Below are 17,716 nucleotides of genomic sequence, written 5' to 3'. Positions count from 1 at the left end.
ATGGAAATTTATTTTATTAAATTCTAAGAAAGGAGATTTTAGTAATTACTAAAATAGGTTACTAAATATGATATATGAATAATATCAAATCAAAAAAATATGTTAAATGGTGTGAGAATCCAAGGCTTATAGCAATTGTTACTATAATATTTGGAGTAATAGGAGCTTATTTAGGAGTTTTGGCATATACTTATAACTGGCTTGGATAAAAAGGATTCAATTTATTATTAATTTAAATAATAAAGAATATTGAGGTGAATCAATGAATCATATAGGAACAAAAACCATTAAAACAAATAGACTAATTTTAAAAAGTGAGTGGACTAATAGCTTCAAATAAATGCAAATATTATGCTTTTACTTACATAAGTTTAGTAGCAATAATTAAGAGAATAATAATTTATTAAAGAACAATTATATTAAAATGTGAAGTAATGACACTTTTGATATCATAAATATAAATTTATAGGGAGATTTATTATGAATGCAGAACAAATGTGGATTGAATATAAAAAGACAAAAGATAATATTAAGGGAGAATATAAAGCATGGGCATTTGGAGTTGATGCCAATTTACTCGCAGATTTAGTATTAAGAGGTGAAAAAACAGCAACTGCATCTGCATATCCACTATATGAAATCGAAAATGAACCTTTGCCTAAGATAGGAGAGTATAACATTATATTAGACTGTGAAGAAAATGCTATTTGTATTGTTCAGACAACAAAAGTTTATGTAGTAAAGTTTAAGGATATAAGTAATGAACATGCATTTAAGGAAGGGGAGGGTGACAAGTCGCTATCTTATTGGAAAAAATGTCATGAAGAGTTTTTTACAATGTGTATGTCTGAAGTTGGTAAAGCGTTTGATGAAGATATGAAAGTTGTATGTGAAGAATTTAAAGTTGTATTTAAAATTTAAATTCTAATTTGTTGAGTATATTAAATGAACAATTGTATTATATTACGTGTTAAACGAAAGGAGGCGTATTATGAGAAAATACTGGCTCACATTAATGATAGTTATTTTTCTTTTTATTTCGATAGGAATCAATGTAAACTACATTTTGAAACAAAATGATAAAAAGAGTCATTTTCTTGCACAAGTTTATGGTGGACTGAAAAATATTAAAATATTACTTGACCCAGAAACAAAATACGAAAACATAGAATCGATAAAAGATGCTAAATCAGAGATACAAAGGCTTTGCGATGCAATTTTTTACTACTATAGCTATGTTGATGATAATTTGTATTGGAATAAAATGTATTTTGACCAGTTAGTTTTTACGCTCTCTTCTGAATCAGGGAATTTAGATGGCTTGCACATTAGTGGAATTTTAGAAGATGGTATTATTTCAGATACTGAAAAGAATTATCTCAAAGCTCTATATAACGATTTTAATTTATTAATCAATAAGATGAAGGAAAAAAATTCAACTCAAGTTGATTTGAGTACTTCAATCGAGCAAATCAATAAATATTTTAATACATTTTTTTCTAAATGAAATACAAGGAGTGCAGATACGCCGTTTAAAATGTTGACTAACCAATAAGCATATTCACAAGTTTTTTGATTCGCAATCTTAATATTGCACGAACTAAATAATAAAGTGAGCGGTTTATACCTGCTCACTTTTGTTAGTTTTATATATCAAAATTTGTTTAATATTATGCAAAGTGTTTTATTTGAAGCAATCATTAATTCCATTAGCTATTCCAGTTGCAATTTTATTATAATTTTTCTCATTGCTTAATAAGGCATCTTCTTTTGGATTAGATATAAATCCAAGTTCTATAAGTACAATAGGAACCTTTGACCAGTTAAAGCCAGTTAAATCACCTCTATAAACTACACCTCTATTTTTAAGACCTAAATAGCTAGTGTATTTATTTATAATTTTTTCACCATACTCTTTACTTTCTTTAGAAATTTTAGGTGTTACATTTCCTTTAGCTTCTGGAACTAGTATAGAAGCTCCAACTGCACTTTGAGAATCAACACCATCACAGTGAATTCTAATCATTAAATTAGCCTTATTTTTATTACCTATTTCTGTACGCTCTATATTACTCATAGGAGTATTAATATCACGTTTTGTCATTATTACGTTATAGCCATCATCTTTTAATATTTTTTCTAAAGATAAGGCTACGCCATTAGTTATTACATATTCAGGTACCTTACTATTTACTCCAGTAGAACCTAAAGTATCTTTTAATTTCTTTTCCTTTGAATCAGGAGATATAGGTTCAGTTTCATTTGTAGACTTATTTGAATGACCTGGATCTATAACTATAGTAATATCTTTTTTCTTATTATCTTTATTAGAATTTTCATCGTGCTTTTTCTCTACATTTTTCTCAAGCTCTTTTAATTCATCTTTAAGATTAGTTTTATTAGATGAGCTTTTAGTTGATACAGTAGACTCATTTTCATTAATTTTTTTATCAGATTTATTTGAATTTACTATATAGCAAATAAGTGAAGTGCTAAAAATTAACGCTATTATAAAGATTATAAACTTCTTCATTTTTATATCCTTATTTTGAATCTTCTAATTTTTTTAATAAATTAACATTATATAACTCATATTTATTTAATTCTTTATTATCACCTTTAAATGAAGGGTTTTTAGTGTACCATGATTTTGAATTAAAATATGATACAAAAGGTTCTGTATGGAATATATATCCGTGTCTTGCGTATATTTCATTTCTCATTAATGCAAGATCATTTTTACTGAAACCTTTAAGTTCATTTTCTGTTAAGTAAGCACTATCACTATCTGGAGCTAAATAACCATTAGCAGAGTCAAAAGCTTTTTCAAAGTCTGAAGAATTTATAGTACTGCTAGTATTATCATTAGAATTATTATAATAATTAGTAAAATCATCATAATTTGAGCTATTTATCTTTTCTTTAAGTTTGTCATATATACTTAATTTACTTATATCAGCACCATTATCATTTGCCATATTTAAATAGTTAAGAGCATTTTCATATTCTCCACTATTATAAGCATTTTCAGCAGCATAAATTGCAATTCTAGAAATTAAATCTTTTTTATCTTTATCACTTAGATTATATACAGAGTTAATATCATTTTTAAAATCTTTATCATCTTTTAAAGTATTAAAAATATCATTTATAACTTCATTAGTATAAGAATGTTCTAAAGCATTATTATAATTTGCAAGTTTAGATGTTATTGTGGTTGCATTATTAGCTTTATTATAATAATAGCTATAAAGTAAATTGTTTCTTTCTAAAAATAATATGCAAGCTACTATTATAATTATGAAAGCTATAGATCCTATTATAATGCCTTTTTTCTTTCCTTTATGATATTTAAAATCTTCTATAGGTGGGTGATTATGTTCACCACCTAAAGGTTTAGAAGAATCGTTGTTAATGATTGTACTATTATTAACATTATTAAAAGCATTATCATTTAATGTAGTATCATTAGTAGTAGAAGAGTTAGGGGTATTATTACCTTCTAAAGGTGTACCACATTTGCCGCAGAATTTATCTCCGGGAGTTATTTCGGCACCACACTTTCGACAAAATTTCATTTCTACATCTCCTTTATTGATGGAATTTAAATTTTATTATGTATTTATATAAATAATTTAGCACTTTTGAGCTTATTTGACAAATTTATCTTTATTAAGTTATAATTTTCCTGTAATGTTTATTTAAAGGGGGAGTTAGAATGTATTGCTCAAGATGTGGTAAAGAAATACCAGATGACTCAATATTCTGCCCAGAATGTGGACAAAGGATTGAAGGTAACAATCAAAATATTAATAGAGACAATGCTCAAAACATTAATAATAAAGAAGGTAATCATTACGAGCATAATCCATATGCCTATAGTGAATATGCAAATAGTAAAAATGTTTATCAAAAAGGACAAAATCATTTTGATCCAAGCAAAATAGCTAGATTTTTTACTGAGTCTGTAAAACACCCAATTACAACAATTAAATCAGGAAAAGATATAATTTCAAAAGAAATTAGTGCTTTATATATAATTGTAATAGCATTTCTTATTCCTTTAATACAGGCACTTTCATTACGTTCTTTTGCTTATAGCATATTTAAGACAATTATGAATTTAGTAAATAGTTTTGAAGGTTCACAAATGGGATTTAGTGAAGCTATGAGATTTAAAAATGAATTTTCAAGTATATTTGATATGTATTTCCCATTTGGAAAGGTATATGTATTTAATTTACTTCATTATGTAGCTTTATATGGAATTATATTAATTGCAATTTTTATTATTTATAAGTTTGTTATTAAAGTGGAATTTTCAGTAAGTGAATTTTTAAAAGTATTTGCTGTAGTATCAATATTTAATTTATTATTTACTATACTTTCTTCAGTATTATTATTAATTGGAGTTACATTTAGTTTGTTTGCTACTGCATTTATGTCAGCTATGGTTATAGCTTTATTATTTGTAGGTTATAATAGCTTATTTAAAGAAAAGAATAGATTTATTTATATATTTGGATTTATATATGGTATTGGTTTTGTAATTACTAATTATTTATGTGTTGAATATGTAGTATCATCTATTAATAATTATATAGGTGCACTTTTTTAACTTTTATTAGTTATATATTTTAAGGGATTTTATTAAGTATAAGCTTAATAAAGTCCTTTTTCTTTTATTAGAGTAAAAATGGCTATAGTTTATGAACTAAAATAATACAAAATTGTAATTATATATCGACAAAGCTTATTTAATATACTATTATATTCATATAATGTTAATATTTTTAAAATGTTATTAATAAAATAAAAGTGGGTGAGAATATGATATTAAAGAATTTAAAGATTATGACTGAATCTATAGGAAAAAATGTTTCTGATTTAGCAAACACTATTACAGTTACAGCTAAAGAGCAAGATAAAATTAACAAGATGGAAAAGGAAGTTAAAGTATTAGACACAGAAATAAAATCAGCTTATGAAGAAATTGGTAAGAGAGTTGTATCTTATATAGAAATAAATGGAGAGATACAAAATTTAGAGCTTAATGACATCTTTAGTATATTAAACCCAAAAATATCAAAAAAAGAAGAACTTAAAAATGAAATTATTAAGTCTACAAAAGAATTAGATAGTAAAATAATACTCCAAGAAAAGAAAAAGGCAGCTGAACAATTTGAAAAAGAAAAAGAGAAATTAGATAAAGCTCTTTCAATGAACATAATAAATAAATATGAATATACAAATAAAATTAAGATTCATGAAAATAGACTTAAGTACTTTGATGAAATAAAAAATATAGAAAAACAATATGAGTTAAAAATAATATCATATGATGAAAAAAATGAAAAAATAAAAAATATATTAGATAGAGACTAAGATATTTAAGTCGGCCATATTATAATTTGTGTGCCGACTTAATTTATATTCATTACTTAAAAAGTAATAGTGAAAGAAGGGAATGGTTTGAGATATTTTAAAGGGGTTTATAAAGATTTATTTTATAAAGAGCCGGAGAATTTTAATAAATTTAGTAATAAAGAATTTTTAATGTATTGTCTTGGAGCTAATATGTATATGAGTGCTACAAAAGATATATCTAGTAAATTAATAAATGGGGAATTTAAAAATATAGGTTGTTTAACATTTTGTTTTGAAGATGCAACTAAAAGTGATGAAGTTGCTATTGCAGAAAATAATGTGAAAAACATTTTAAAAAAATTAAATGAAGCTATTATAGAGGACAAGCTAATTATTGAGAATCTTCCGTTAATATTTTTAAGAGTGAGAAATATAAGTCAATTTAAAAACTTTTCAAGTATATTAAATAGTACAGATTTTAATATATTAACAGGATTTGTATTTCCAAAATTTGATTCTTCAAATGGAGAAGAATACTTTAGTCATTTAAAAGAAATAAATGAAATAAATAATACTGTATTATACGGTATGCCTATTATTGAAAGCGAAAGAGTTATATATAAAGAGAGTAGAATTCAGGAATTAATTAAAATAAAGGAGATAATAGATAAATACAAAGAATATGTTTTAAATATTAGAGTTGGTGGAACTGACTTTTCATCTAAGTTTGGGCTTAGAAGAAAAGTAACAACTTCAATATATGATGTTAAAGTTGTATCTGATTGTCTTATAGATATTATCAATTTCTTTTCAAGATGTAGTTCTAATTATGTAGTATCAGCACCTGTATTTGAATATTTTTCAAAAGACTTATATTCTAAAGAAGTAAAAGGTCTTTTAAGAGAAATAAATTTAGATATTGAAAATGGTTTTATAGGAAAAACCGTAATACATCCAAATCAAGTTGATTTTGTTAATATGATGCAAACTGTAACTTTTGACGAATACATAGATGCAATAAATATTATTGACAGTTCGAATATAGGTGGAGTCTTTAAAGGACAATCTAATAACAAGATGAATGAAGTAATGCCACATTTAAATTGGGCTAGAAAAATATTAATAAAGTCTAAAGCTTTTGGTGTATTAAATGAAGGTATTACAAGTTTCGACTTGCTAAGGGAGTATTAGCATGAATATGGAAATAAATATAGATAAGAATATTTATAATATGGATTTAGATGATTTAATAATTATTGGGAAAAGGGTTAATAACAGTTTAAGAAATTTCCTATTTATAAGTAAAGTTCTTGGAAAACATATTGAAGTTAGAGGAGATATTGTAAAGTGTATTGGTATTTTACTAGCTTCAGCTATATATAAAGAAAATGACTTAACTAATATAAATAAATTATTACAATATATAAAAAATCCAGAAAATATAGATAAAGAGGTAAAAGAATTAATTGATAATTATACATTTAAAAGTAATGGGGAAAGAGTATTAGTACTAGGGTTTGCAGAAACAGCAACAGGACTTGGAATGTCTGTAGCTTCATCAATTGAGGAGTCGTATTATTTAACAACAACTAGAGAAAGTATAAGTTCAATAAATCCTCTTATAAATTTTTGTGAAGAACATTCACATGCAACAGATCATAAATGTTTCCCAATAGAAAAAGAAAATGTAATAAATAAAGATAGAATTATTTTAGTTGATGATGAAATAACTACAGGAAAGTCAATGATTAATATAATTAGGGAACTTACTAAAGTTACTAAAGTTAGAAAATATACAGTTTTAAGTATATTAGATTGGAGAAACAAAGAACATAAGAATCAATTTAATGTATTAGAAAATGAAATGAATATTGAAGTTAACGTTGTATCTTTAATAAGTGGAAATATAAAGGTTAATGATAAAACAATATATAAAGACAATAATGAAGTAGAAATAAAAGAAAAAACTGATGTTATAAATATAAATATGCTAGATAGAATAACGGTTTTAACTGAAGAAAAAAAAGAAAAAAGTCACTATAAAAATAGTGGAAGATTTGGAGTAAGTAGAGAAGAAATAGTTAAAACTGATAATTGCTTAAAGTCCATTTCAAAAGAAATTGAAAAATATATAGGTAAAGACGAGAAAATTTTAGTTTTAGGACATGGTGAAAATATTTATATACCAAGCAAAATAGCTTCTTATATTCAAAATGATGCTTATTTTAAAACAACAACTAGAAGTCCAATATTTTGTGAAGATAAAGAAGGATATCCTATAAAGACAAAAAATATTTTCTATGATGAAGGCGTTAAATATTATATGTATAACAAAGAAGAGATAGAAAGTAAGTATGATAGAGTAATTTTAATTACAGAAAATGATTTGGATTTAAAGCTAACTAATAACATACTTATTTTTAAAATATAAATTGGAGAAAAGGTATGAAGTTAATAAAAAGTAGTTATAAAGATGGAGTTATAATGCTTCTTAAAGATATATCAGATGATATAACTGAAATAACAATTAGTGAAAAAGAGAAACTTATAAAAAGTGGTATTAGCTATTCAGAATTTATTTCAAAAGAATCAGTTCCAAGTGATAAAATTACAAAAATCTTTTTAAATCAATTAGAAAATGTAAAAGAACAAATAGCAAATTATATAGGGGTAGTATCAGAAGCTATTATTAAATCTAAAGGGGATAATGTTGTTTTAGTTTCTTTAGCTAGAGCTGGTACTCCTTTTGGAATATTAATTAAAAAATATATTAAATTTAAGTATAACTTAGATGTTAAGCATTATAGTATTTCTATAATTAGAGGACGAGGAATAGATTTTAATGCTTTAAAATATATTGTAAAAGAAAATAAGGATAGCAAAATACAGTTCATTGATGGGTGGACAGGTAAAGGTTCTATAACAAAGGAATTAATTAAATCAATAAAAGAGTTTAATTATAAGTATAATTTAAACATTTCAAGTGATTTAGCAGTAATTGCAGATCCGGCGAGACTTTGCAATATTTGCGGAACTAGAGAAGATGTTATAATCCCAAATTGTGTTTTAAATTCTACTGTAAGTGGACTTATAAGTAGAACAGTACTTAATGAAAAGTACATAGACAGGGACGATTTTCATGGAGCAAAGAGACTTTCTTATTTAGAGGATTATGATTACTCAGAAAAATTTATAAAAGTAATAGAAGAAAACTTCACTAAAGAAGATAAAATTTTTTTAGAATATGAAAAAGAAGAAATAGCAGATATAGTTACAAAAAAAATTAAAGAAGAATTTAAAGTGAAAGATATAAATAAAATTAAATTAAGCATTGGTGAAGCGTCAAGGGCTCTTATAAGAAGGAAAGTTGATACTCTTTTAGTTAAAGATTTAGAAGATAAAAATTTAGAACATATAATCTATCTTGCAAAAGAAAAAAATGTGAAAGTAATAAAATATAATAAAAGCCATTATAAATGTATAGCAATTATAGAGGAGTAGGGATGAAAGAAATTAATTTTATTACAGATTTAGATAGAACGATAATTCATTCTAAAAATAAAGGATTCAAATGCGTTGAATATAATGGAAAAAAAGAAATAACTTATATGACAGAGAAAAGCTACAAGGAACTTTTAAACATATTAGCTTTAAGTAATTTTAATTTAATACCATGCACAATGCGTAATTTAAATCAAACGCTAAGAATTAGTTTTATAAGAGAATATAATCCTAAAATTATAATTTGTACAAATGGAGCTTCAATATATGTTGATGGAGTATTAGATAAAGAGTGGGATTTACGTATAAGAAAAATAGTTACAAGAGAAGAAGTAGAGGAAAAGATAAGACTTTTAAAAACATTAAATATTATTAGCTGTGACATTAGAAATATTGAAGACTTTTATATAGCAATTAAGTTTGATTGTATTAAAGATGCAGATGATAGCTTTAATATTATAAAGGATAACTTTAAATGTCCAGATAAAGTAATTAAAGTTCATAGTAAAATATTTATAATAAATGAAAATATAAATAAAATACATGCTGTTAATTATATTATAGAAAAATTCAATTTGCAAAATGTAATAACATCAGGAGATAGTGAAGTTGATAGAGAGTTTACTACAAAAGGAAAGTGCATATTACCAAGACATGCTTCCTTTATTCATGAAAATGCTAATATAACGGAAAAGGAAGGAATCCACTCAACTGAAGATATACTAGAAATAATAAAAGAATATATGCAAATTGTGTAGAATTATATTGATATTATAGAATATTTTGGTATAAAATATAGATAAAAGGAGTGATTTGAATGAATAAAGATTTTAACACAATAATTCACTCTATGTTTAGAAATAAATACGATAGAAGAGGAAATAATGCTGAATTTAAGCCGTATTTTTATAGATTTATAGGGGTAGATGATGTTAATAACTATAATAATTTATTAAAAACTATTGAGACAAAAGTTCATGATATAAGTAATAAAGCATTAATTTTTGATAATGAAATTCCTATAAGTGGAGAAATGGAGCTCATACAGTACATTTATAATGAGCTTAATAATATGGATATATTTAATATATCTAGAGAAGATATTAATATACTTAATAGTATTGAAGTTAATAATGTATTTTTAAAAGCATTAGAATATGCTACTAGACTTGCTGTTTCAAATGAAAATTTCTTTAGTGATAGTGTAAGAAATAATTTTATTACAAAGCTTATAGTATGGTGTTATTCATATTTAAGAGAAATTGAATTTAATGATGATATAAATCCTAAATGCATATATTATGGGAAAATTGGAAGACATGAAATTTACTTCCTTATGATATTACATTTAATGAGCTTTGATGTTATTTATATAAATCCATTAAAGGAAGAATACTTTGAAGAAATAGATAAAGATAAAATAACAACCATTATTAAAGGTATGAGCATACTAGAAATTGAAACTTTTAAAGATAGAGCAAAAAATGGACGAGTATTAGAAGTAAATGAAACTTTAACAAAATCAATTCAAAGAGATGTTAGAGATGAATTGTTTTCAAATACAGGAATGTATGTACCTTGGCAGTTTAGAGGAGGATACACAAAATCAGTTTTAATAAATGGAATTGTTGAAGATTTAAACATATATTTGAATGAACCTGCAAAACTTAGGCCAGGCTTTAAAACATCAAATACTGTAGTAAAAGTACCTTGTTTCTTTTATAAAATTGATGGGGAATATATAGATACAAATAAATTTTATGATTTAGTAAATAAGTGTGTAAATTCTCCAAATACATTATTTTTTAATAGTGGAAATATATCATTAGATGCAGGTGTTACAGATGATATGTATCAACTTATGTTTTGTCAATTAAGTGATGGAACTTTTGATATAGAAGAAATAAAAAAGCTTCCTATATATAAGTTTTCAAAATATAGTGATGAAGTTCAAGATTTAATATTAAATAAATTTAATGAAACAATACTAGAAAAAGATTTATTTAAAATTGATTTTGATAAAAATAAAGTTCTAAAATTATTAGTTTTAATAATTTCTATGAATGAAAACATTGTAAGACTTATTGATAATTTTGACTTTACATCAAACGTACCTAAAATAGTAATATACTTAAATTATGAAGATTCAATAAATGAGTCTATGACTATGCTACTTGGATATCTTCATCTAATAGGAATAGATATTATTATATTTAATCCATCAGGTCTTTGTAATATTAGAAAAATTATAAAGGAAGATAGAATAGTAACTACTAGATTAGAGCAGATGAATTATGAATCAAAATATAGAAAAATTGAATTAAAAGGTTCAAGTATTTTAAAAAGAATATTTAAATAAAGGGTTTTAAGGAGAATGGGAATAATGAATGAAAACAACTTTGATATTATGGGGAATATAAATATGATGGATGATCAGGATATGATGAATAACCAAGGAATGATGAACAATCAAGGCATGATGGGAAGCCAAGGAATGATGAATAACCAAGGAATGATGGGAAGCCAAGGTATGATGAACAATCAAGGAATGATGGGAAGTCAAGGAATGATGGGTAATCAAGGTATGATGAATAATCAAGGAATGATGAACAATCAAGGTATGATGGGTAACCAAGGAATGATGGGTAACCAAGGAATGATGAATAATCAAACTATGATGAATGGTCAAATGGTTATGAATAATCAAAGTATGATGGGGTATGAAGAGCAGATGCCTCAAACAATTGAAGAAGATCCAGAAGCATATAAATTAAGACTAAGACAACTTCCAGAAGTACAGGCACTAACAAGTGAAGTAGAAATAGCTAATCCAAACTCAATAATTCAATTTGGACAACAAGCAAGTTCTAATATATCAAAGGTTTCAGACGAATTATTAAGTTCAATGAAGGAAGTAAAATCAGAAGAAGTAAGTGAAATGTTAGTTCACTTAACTAAGATTATGGATAAGTTTGATGTAAAGGAACTTGAAGATATTAAAGAACCTTCAATGCTTGGAAAGATATTTAAAGCAGCTCAAACATCTGTTGCAAAGTTATTCCAAAAATATGATACTATGGGAATAGAAATTGAAAAAGTATATGTCTTATTAAAGAGATATGAATCAGAAATAAGAGAATCAAATAATAAGTTAAAGAAATTATCAGATGGAAATGTTCAGTTTTATCAATTATTAGAAAAATATATAGTTGCAGGAGAAATGGCTGTTGAAGAAATTGAAGTATATATAAATCAATATCAAAATACAGACCAAGTTAATCCAGAAGAAAAGCAGATGATGATTCAAAAGCTTGAAATGGCAAAGGAAATGTTAGAACAACGTATATATGATTTAAGAATAGCTGAAAATGTTGCAATACAAGCTGTTCCTATGATTCAAAATATTCAAATGTCAAACTTTAATTTAATGAGAAAAATAAATTCATCATTTATAGTTACGCTTCCAATATTTAAACAATGCTTAGCACAAGCTGTAATATTAAAAAGACAAGAAATACAAGCAAAATCAATTAAGCAATTAGATGATAAGACAAATGAACTTATACAAAGAAATGCAGCAAACACTGCAAGACAATCAGCAAATATCGCTAAAATGGCATCAACAAGTTCAATCAGTATAGAAACTCTTGAAAAATCATATGCAACTATAATGAAAGGTATTGAAGAAACTAAGGCAATACAAGAAGCTAACAAGCAACAAAGAGGTCAAAATGTTGTAAGATTAGAGGCAATAAAGAAAGATATGAAAAGAAATATAAACATGTAATTGAAACTTTTAATAGTACTTTTAATTCATACTACTTAATAGAGAAGTTAAAAGTACTATTATTTTTAGAAAAATATGAATAAAATAAAAATAAATTTAACAAAAAATGAAAAAATAAAGAGAAAATAAACGAATATCATAAAAAAATTCAAAATATTGACACAAATAAGGTATGTGGTAAAATTAAACTGTATAAGAAAAAAATGAAAACTATGTATAATTTAATAGGGAGAGGTAGACTTATGGGAATTAATTTAGGGGGAAATTTTAACTTAGGTAATAATAACAATAATCAAGGAGCGGGTGCCTTAAATTTAAAGAAAAATGATATTTTAAATTTAACAAAGAAAGAACCAGGTTTAGAAAAAGTAATTCTAGGAGCAGGATGGGATGTTGCAGTTTCAGGTGATAGTTTTGATCTTGATATATCAGCATTTTTATTAGATAAAAATTCAAAAATTACAAATGTAGGACAAAGTGTAATATTCTTTAACAATATGCAAGGACAAGGTATATTTCTTGAGGGTGATAATAGAACAGGTGCTGGAGAAGGTGATGATGAAAGAATACAACTTGATTTATCAATGATTAGTCCAGAAGTTCATAAAATTGTTTTTGTTGTAAGTATATTTGAAGCTATGCAAAAGAGACAAACTTTTGGAATGGTTGAAAACTCATTTGTAAGATTATTAGATGCAAAAAATGGGGAAAGAGAGATTTGTAGATTCAACTTAAAAGAAAATAGCTCAACTGCAACATCAGTAATATTTGCAGAGCTTTATAGAAATGGATCAGAGTGGAATTTTAAAGCAATTGGAGAAGGAAAAATAGCTGACTTAAATGGAATATTAGGATTATATATGTAATGTTTAAATGAGAGGGGATTTTTAAATGTTTAACTTTTTTAAGAAGTTAGTAAATGATGAAACTTCAAATAATAACAATATAGCAAGCACAGCAACTATGACTCCTCCACCTGGAGTACTTAACTTACAAAAAAATGATATTTTAGATTTAACAAAAACTAACCCATCACTTAATAATGTAATTGTTGGTGCAGGTTGGGATGTTAGTACAAGGGGAGCAGATTTTGATTTAGATTTAGCTGCACTTTTATTAGATAAAAATGGAAAGCTTTTAAAGAAAAAAGGATTAGTATACTTTGGCTCTAAAAAATCTCAAGGTATATATTCAACAGGTGATAACTTAACAGGAGAAGGGGATGGAGATGACGAAAGAATAATAGTTACTTTATCAAACATTCCAGAAGAATGTGAAAGAGTTTTATTTACTGTAGTTATATATAGTGCTAAGATGAGAAGACAAAATTTTGGTATGATAAGAAATTCATATGTAAGATTATTAGATGCTGATAATAGAGAAAAAGAAATCTGTAGATTTAATCTTATGGAAAGTGGTGGAGATAACACTGGTATTATATTTGCAGAATTATATAGAGAAGGTACTTCATGGAACTTTAAAGCAGTAGGACAATTATTAAAAACAACTATTGGAGATTTAGAAAAAGAGTATAGATAAAGTAGAGGGGATATATATATGGGAATTAATTTAGGTGGTGTAAACCCATTTCAAAATAATAATAACAATAATGGAATGACACCAAATATATTAAATTTAGAAAAAAATTCAATTCTTGATTTAACTAAGAGAAATCCAGGTCTTGAAAGAGTAATCTTAGGGGCAGGATGGGATATTTCAAGAGGTGGAACAGATTTTGATTTAGACATAGCTGCATTTATGTTAGATAGAAATAATAAATTTAACACAGTATCTAACGTAATATTTTTCAATAATAAAGTAGGACAAGGTATTTCTTTAGGAGGAGACAATAGAACTGGAGCTGGAGAAGGCGATGATGAAAGAATTGAAATTAATTTAAATCAAGTAAGTAGCGATATACAAAAAATAGTTTTCGTAGTTACAATTGATAAGGCTATGGAAAAGAGACAAACTTTTGGTATGGTAGATAATTCTTATGTAAGATTGTTAGACGCTAATAATGGAGAAAAAGAATTATGTAGATTTAATTTAAAAGAGAATGGATCAACAGCAACTTCAGTAATCTTTGCAGAGCTTTATAGAGATGGAATAGAGTGGCAATTTAAAGCTATTGGAGAAGGGAAAATAGCTGATTTAAATGGAGTTTTAGCATTATATCAATAAAAAAATAAACTTTGTTATGAATACTATGCTAAAGAAATTTAGCATAGTATTTTATATAATAAAAAAATAGGGATGGGAGTAAAAAAGTTGTATAAGGGTTTAAGTAAAGAAGAAGTAGAAAAGAGTAGGGAAAAACATGGGAGCAATTTTATAGAAGAAGCAAAGCCAGAAACTTTTCTAGAAAAGTTTAAAGAGGCCTTTGGAGATCCTATGATAAAGTTATTACTTGCAATTGCAGGAATACTTGCGGTAATGGCAGTAATGGGATATGCCGAGTGGGGTGAATTAGTTGGTATAGTTATATCAGTATTCCTTGTAACATTTATATCTGCAAAAACAGAAATGGCTTCAGATAATGAGTATAGAAAGCTTAAAAATAGTGCAGAAAAAGATACTTGTAAAGTATATAGAGATGGAAAAGCTGTAGAAATACTAGTTGATGATGTTGTTGTTTCTGACTTAGTCATTCTTGAATTTGGAGATAAGATACCAGCAGATGGTGTACTTATAAGTGGGGATTTAAGAGTTGATAATTCAGCATTAAATGGTGAAGCTGAGGAGTGCGAAAAAATTGCTATAGAGGAATCTAGTAATTATAATGATGAAATTGCAATTACAGGAGATATATTTGTAGATAAGCATTCATTATTTAGAGGCGCTGTTGTATTTAATGGTTATGGAATAATGGAAGTTAAAAAAGTTGGTATGAATACTGTAATGGGACAAATGGCTGAAGATATGGCAGATGAAGATGTAGAAAGTCCACTTAAAGTTAAATTAACTGATTTAGCTAATAAAATATCCAAATTTGGGTACATTGGAGCAGTTGGTATTGCTTTTGCTTTAATATTAAATAAGATTATTTTAATGGGTGGAGTAGGAGCATATTTTGATAGTGGATTTGTATATGTATTTAAAGACTTATTAGAAACATTAATGCTTGCTGTTGTAATAATTGTAATGGCAGTTCCAGAAGGATTACCTCTTATGATTGCTATAGTTTTAATGAGAAATACAGCAAAGATGCTTCAAAATAATGTATTAGTAAGAAAACCTATAGGAATAGAAACAGCAGGTTCACTTAATATATTATTTAGTGATAAGACTGGAACAATAACTAAGGGACAACTTGAAGTTGTTGAATTCTTTGATGGGAATATAAAAGATAGCTATAATAATAGTGAAAAAGTAAAAGAACTAGTAGGAATGTGTATTGGTAAAAATACTACTGCAATGTTTGATGCTAAAGGAGAAATAATAGGTGGTAATGCAACAGATAAAGCATTATTACATTTCTTAACTGAACAAGAAATGAGTAAGTATAGTGATATAACTATAAAAAATACTCAACAATTTAATTCTAAAAATAAATATTCAGCGGCACAATTAAATAATTTTACAGTTTATAAGGGTGCACCTGAAAAACTTCTTAAAAAAGCAAAGAAATATATAAATGGAAATGGTGAAATTGTATCACTAGATAGAAATAAAGTTGATATAAAAATTGATGAACTAGCAGATAAGGCAATGAGAGTGCTTGCATTTGCTTATAGTGAAAGTGAATTAGTTATAGATGAACTTCCAGATGACTTAGTTATTGTAGGATTTGTAGGAATAAGAGATGATGTAAGACCAGAAGCAAAACTTGCTATTAAAGAAGTTCAAAATGCTGGAGTTCAAGTTGTTATGATTACAGGAGATAGAAAAGAAACTGCTGTAGCTATAGCTAAAGATAGTGGTCTTATAACTGAAAGTCATCATATTGCTTTAACATCAGAAGAACTTAACAATATGACAGATGATGAAATAAAAGAAATTCTTCCAAACTTAAGGGTTATAGCAAGAGCGCTTCCAACTGATAAATCAAGAATGGTAAAGATTGCTCAAGAGTTAAACTTAGTTTGTGGAATGACTGGTGATGGAGTAAATGATGCCCCTGCACTTAAGAGAGCAGATGTTGGATTTGCTATGGGATCTGGTACTGATGTTGCAAAGGAAGTTGGAGATATTGTTATATTAGATGATAACTTTAAATCAATTGAAAATGCAATTCTTTATGGTAGAACAATATATAATAATATATTAAAGTTTATAAAGTTCCAATTAACTATAAATGTTTCAGCAGTTGCTATTTGTGCCATTGCACCGTTTTTAGGAATTGATGAGCCACTTAGTATTACTCATATTCTTTGGATTAACCTTGTAATGGATGGACTTGGAGCATTAGCACTTGGAGCAGAACCAGCTCTTAAAGAGTATATGAAAGAAAAGCCAAAGTCTAGAAGTCAAAGTATAGTTTCAAAGCTTATGATGGAGCAAGTATTATTTGCAGGTCTTTTTATAACTATATTAAGCTTTATATTCTTAAAGACTCCATTTTTCTTAAATCAGTTTGAAAGTAAAGAAGCATTTATGACAGGATATTTCTCATTATTTGTTCTTATTGCTGTTATGAATGGATTTAATGTTAGAAATGAGGGTATAAATTTATTAGAGAATTTATCAGAAAATAAAGGCTTTATAAGAGTTATGGGTATTATAGTTATAGTTCAAGTTGCTTTAACATACATTGGAGGAGATTTATTTAAATGTACTCCTATTAGTATTAAAAATTGGGCTTTAATTATACTATTAGCCTTAACAATAATACCATTTGATATGGCTAGAAAGATTATAACTAAATCTGTTAAATCAAATAAAGAAAATACTGTAGAAGATGTTGTAATGGAATAAGAAGGTTATCTTTATAAGGAGTACATACTTATGTACTCCTTTTTTTAAAAGAAAAAGTATAGCTAAATTTAAGTTTAGGCTTTTTAAATTTATAAAATATGGTAAAATATTAATGGATATCTTATATAGTTTATAGGGAGTATG

17 protein-coding genes are annotated in these 17,716 nt (G+C 26.2%); 15 read left to right on the top strand and 2 right to left on the bottom strand.

Annotated elements, in window-relative coordinates; all coding sequences use genetic code 11:
- Positions 1-74 precede the first annotated feature (74 nt).
- The 3 genes from ACZ5TJ_RS08695 to ACZ5TJ_RS08685 all read left to right on the top strand — a co-directional run bounded on the left by ACZ5TJ_RS08695 (position 75) and on the right by ACZ5TJ_RS08685 (position 1,507).
- Positions 75-209, top strand: coding sequence for a hypothetical protein (locus ACZ5TJ_RS08695; RefSeq protein WP_464198850.1), 135 nt, complete (start codon positions 75-77; stop codon positions 207-209).
- 271 nt (positions 210-480) lie between these two features.
- Positions 481-921 (top strand): ASCH domain-containing protein, encoded by a 441-nt coding sequence (locus tag ACZ5TJ_RS08690; RefSeq protein ID WP_464198848.1) that lies wholly within the window; start codon positions 481-483, stop codon positions 919-921.
- A gap of 70 nt (positions 922-991) precedes the next feature.
- Positions 992-1,507: a hypothetical protein gene (locus ACZ5TJ_RS08685; RefSeq protein WP_464198846.1), complete on the top strand. Its 516-nt coding sequence runs from the start codon at positions 992-994 to the stop codon at positions 1,505-1,507.
- Positions 1,508-1,684: 177 nt separating this feature from the next.
- Here the strand turns inward: ACZ5TJ_RS08685 and ACZ5TJ_RS08680 are convergent, their stop codons facing one another.
- Entirely contained in the window at positions 1,685-2,533 is an 849-nt protein-coding gene (locus ACZ5TJ_RS08680; RefSeq protein ID WP_464198844.1) for an N-acetylmuramoyl-L-alanine amidase family protein, read from the bottom strand.
- Positions 2,534-2,543: 10 nt separating this feature from the next.
- A complete protein-coding gene (locus ACZ5TJ_RS08675) occupies positions 2,544-3,578 on the bottom strand; it encodes a YARHG domain-containing protein (protein WP_464198842.1) in 1,035 nt (344 codons plus the stop codon).
- A 140-nt stretch (positions 3,579-3,718) separates the two neighbouring features.
- On the opposite strand from ACZ5TJ_RS08675, the gene ACZ5TJ_RS08670 reads away from it, so the two are divergent.
- From ACZ5TJ_RS08670 to ACZ5TJ_RS08615, 12 genes are all read left to right on the top strand, one after another.
- Positions 3,719-4,618 carry a zinc ribbon domain-containing protein gene (locus ACZ5TJ_RS08670; RefSeq protein WP_464198839.1) on the top strand — a complete coding sequence of 300 codons (900 nt, stop codon included), beginning with the start codon at positions 3,719-3,721 and terminating at the stop codon, positions 4,616-4,618.
- A 212-nt stretch (positions 4,619-4,830) separates the two neighbouring features.
- Complete coding sequence (locus ACZ5TJ_RS08665) at positions 4,831-5,385, top strand: hypothetical protein (protein WP_464198837.1); 555 nt, start codon at positions 4,831-4,833, stop codon at positions 5,383-5,385.
- 87 nt (positions 5,386-5,472) lie between these two features.
- Entirely contained in the window at positions 5,473-6,558 is a 1,086-nt protein-coding gene (locus ACZ5TJ_RS08660; protein ID WP_464198835.1) for an HpcH/HpaI aldolase/citrate lyase family protein, read from the top strand.
- Between the two features lies 1 nt (position 6,559).
- Positions 6,560-7,798 (top strand): phosphoribosyltransferase domain-containing protein, encoded by a 1,239-nt coding sequence (locus ACZ5TJ_RS08655; protein ID WP_464198833.1) that lies wholly within the window; start codon positions 6,560-6,562, stop codon positions 7,796-7,798.
- Between the two features lie 14 nt (positions 7,799-7,812).
- Complete coding sequence (locus ACZ5TJ_RS08650; RefSeq protein WP_464198831.1) at positions 7,813-8,868, top strand: cysteine protease StiP domain-containing protein; 1,056 nt, start codon at positions 7,813-7,815, stop codon at positions 8,866-8,868.
- A 2-nt stretch (positions 8,869-8,870) separates the two neighbouring features.
- The gene (locus ACZ5TJ_RS08645; RefSeq protein WP_464198829.1) at positions 8,871-9,626 is read left to right on the top strand and encodes an HAD family hydrolase; all 756 of its coding nucleotides are present in this window, start codon (positions 8,871-8,873) and stop codon (positions 9,624-9,626) included.
- 59 nt (positions 9,627-9,685) lie between these two features.
- Entirely contained in the window at positions 9,686-11,227 is a 1,542-nt protein-coding gene (locus ACZ5TJ_RS08640) for a YceG family protein (RefSeq protein WP_464198827.1), read from the top strand.
- A gap of 24 nt (positions 11,228-11,251) precedes the next feature.
- Positions 11,252-12,655: a toxic anion resistance protein gene (locus ACZ5TJ_RS08635; protein ID WP_464198825.1), complete on the top strand. Its 1,404-nt coding sequence runs from the start codon at positions 11,252-11,254 to the stop codon at positions 12,653-12,655.
- A gap of 242 nt (positions 12,656-12,897) precedes the next feature.
- Entirely contained in the window at positions 12,898-13,521 is a 624-nt protein-coding gene (locus ACZ5TJ_RS08630) for a TerD family protein (RefSeq protein ID WP_464198823.1), read from the top strand.
- 25 nt (positions 13,522-13,546) lie between these two features.
- Complete coding sequence (locus ACZ5TJ_RS08625; RefSeq protein WP_464198821.1) at positions 13,547-14,194, top strand: TerD family protein; 648 nt, start codon at positions 13,547-13,549, stop codon at positions 14,192-14,194.
- An 18-nt stretch (positions 14,195-14,212) separates the two neighbouring features.
- Positions 14,213-14,839, top strand: a complete 627-nt coding sequence (locus ACZ5TJ_RS08620; protein ID WP_464198819.1) for a TerD family protein — start codon at positions 14,213-14,215, stop codon at positions 14,837-14,839.
- An 87-nt stretch (positions 14,840-14,926) separates the two neighbouring features.
- Entirely contained in the window at positions 14,927-17,572 is a 2,646-nt protein-coding gene (locus ACZ5TJ_RS08615) for a calcium-translocating P-type ATPase, PMCA-type (protein ID WP_464198817.1), read from the top strand.
- Positions 17,573-17,716 lie beyond the last annotated feature (144 nt).

The sequence above is a fragment of the Clostridium budayi genome (genome assembly GCF_055396605.1).
The sequence above is the reverse complement of the archived record's forward strand: the minus strand, read 5'-3'. Positions and strand labels throughout refer to the sequence as shown.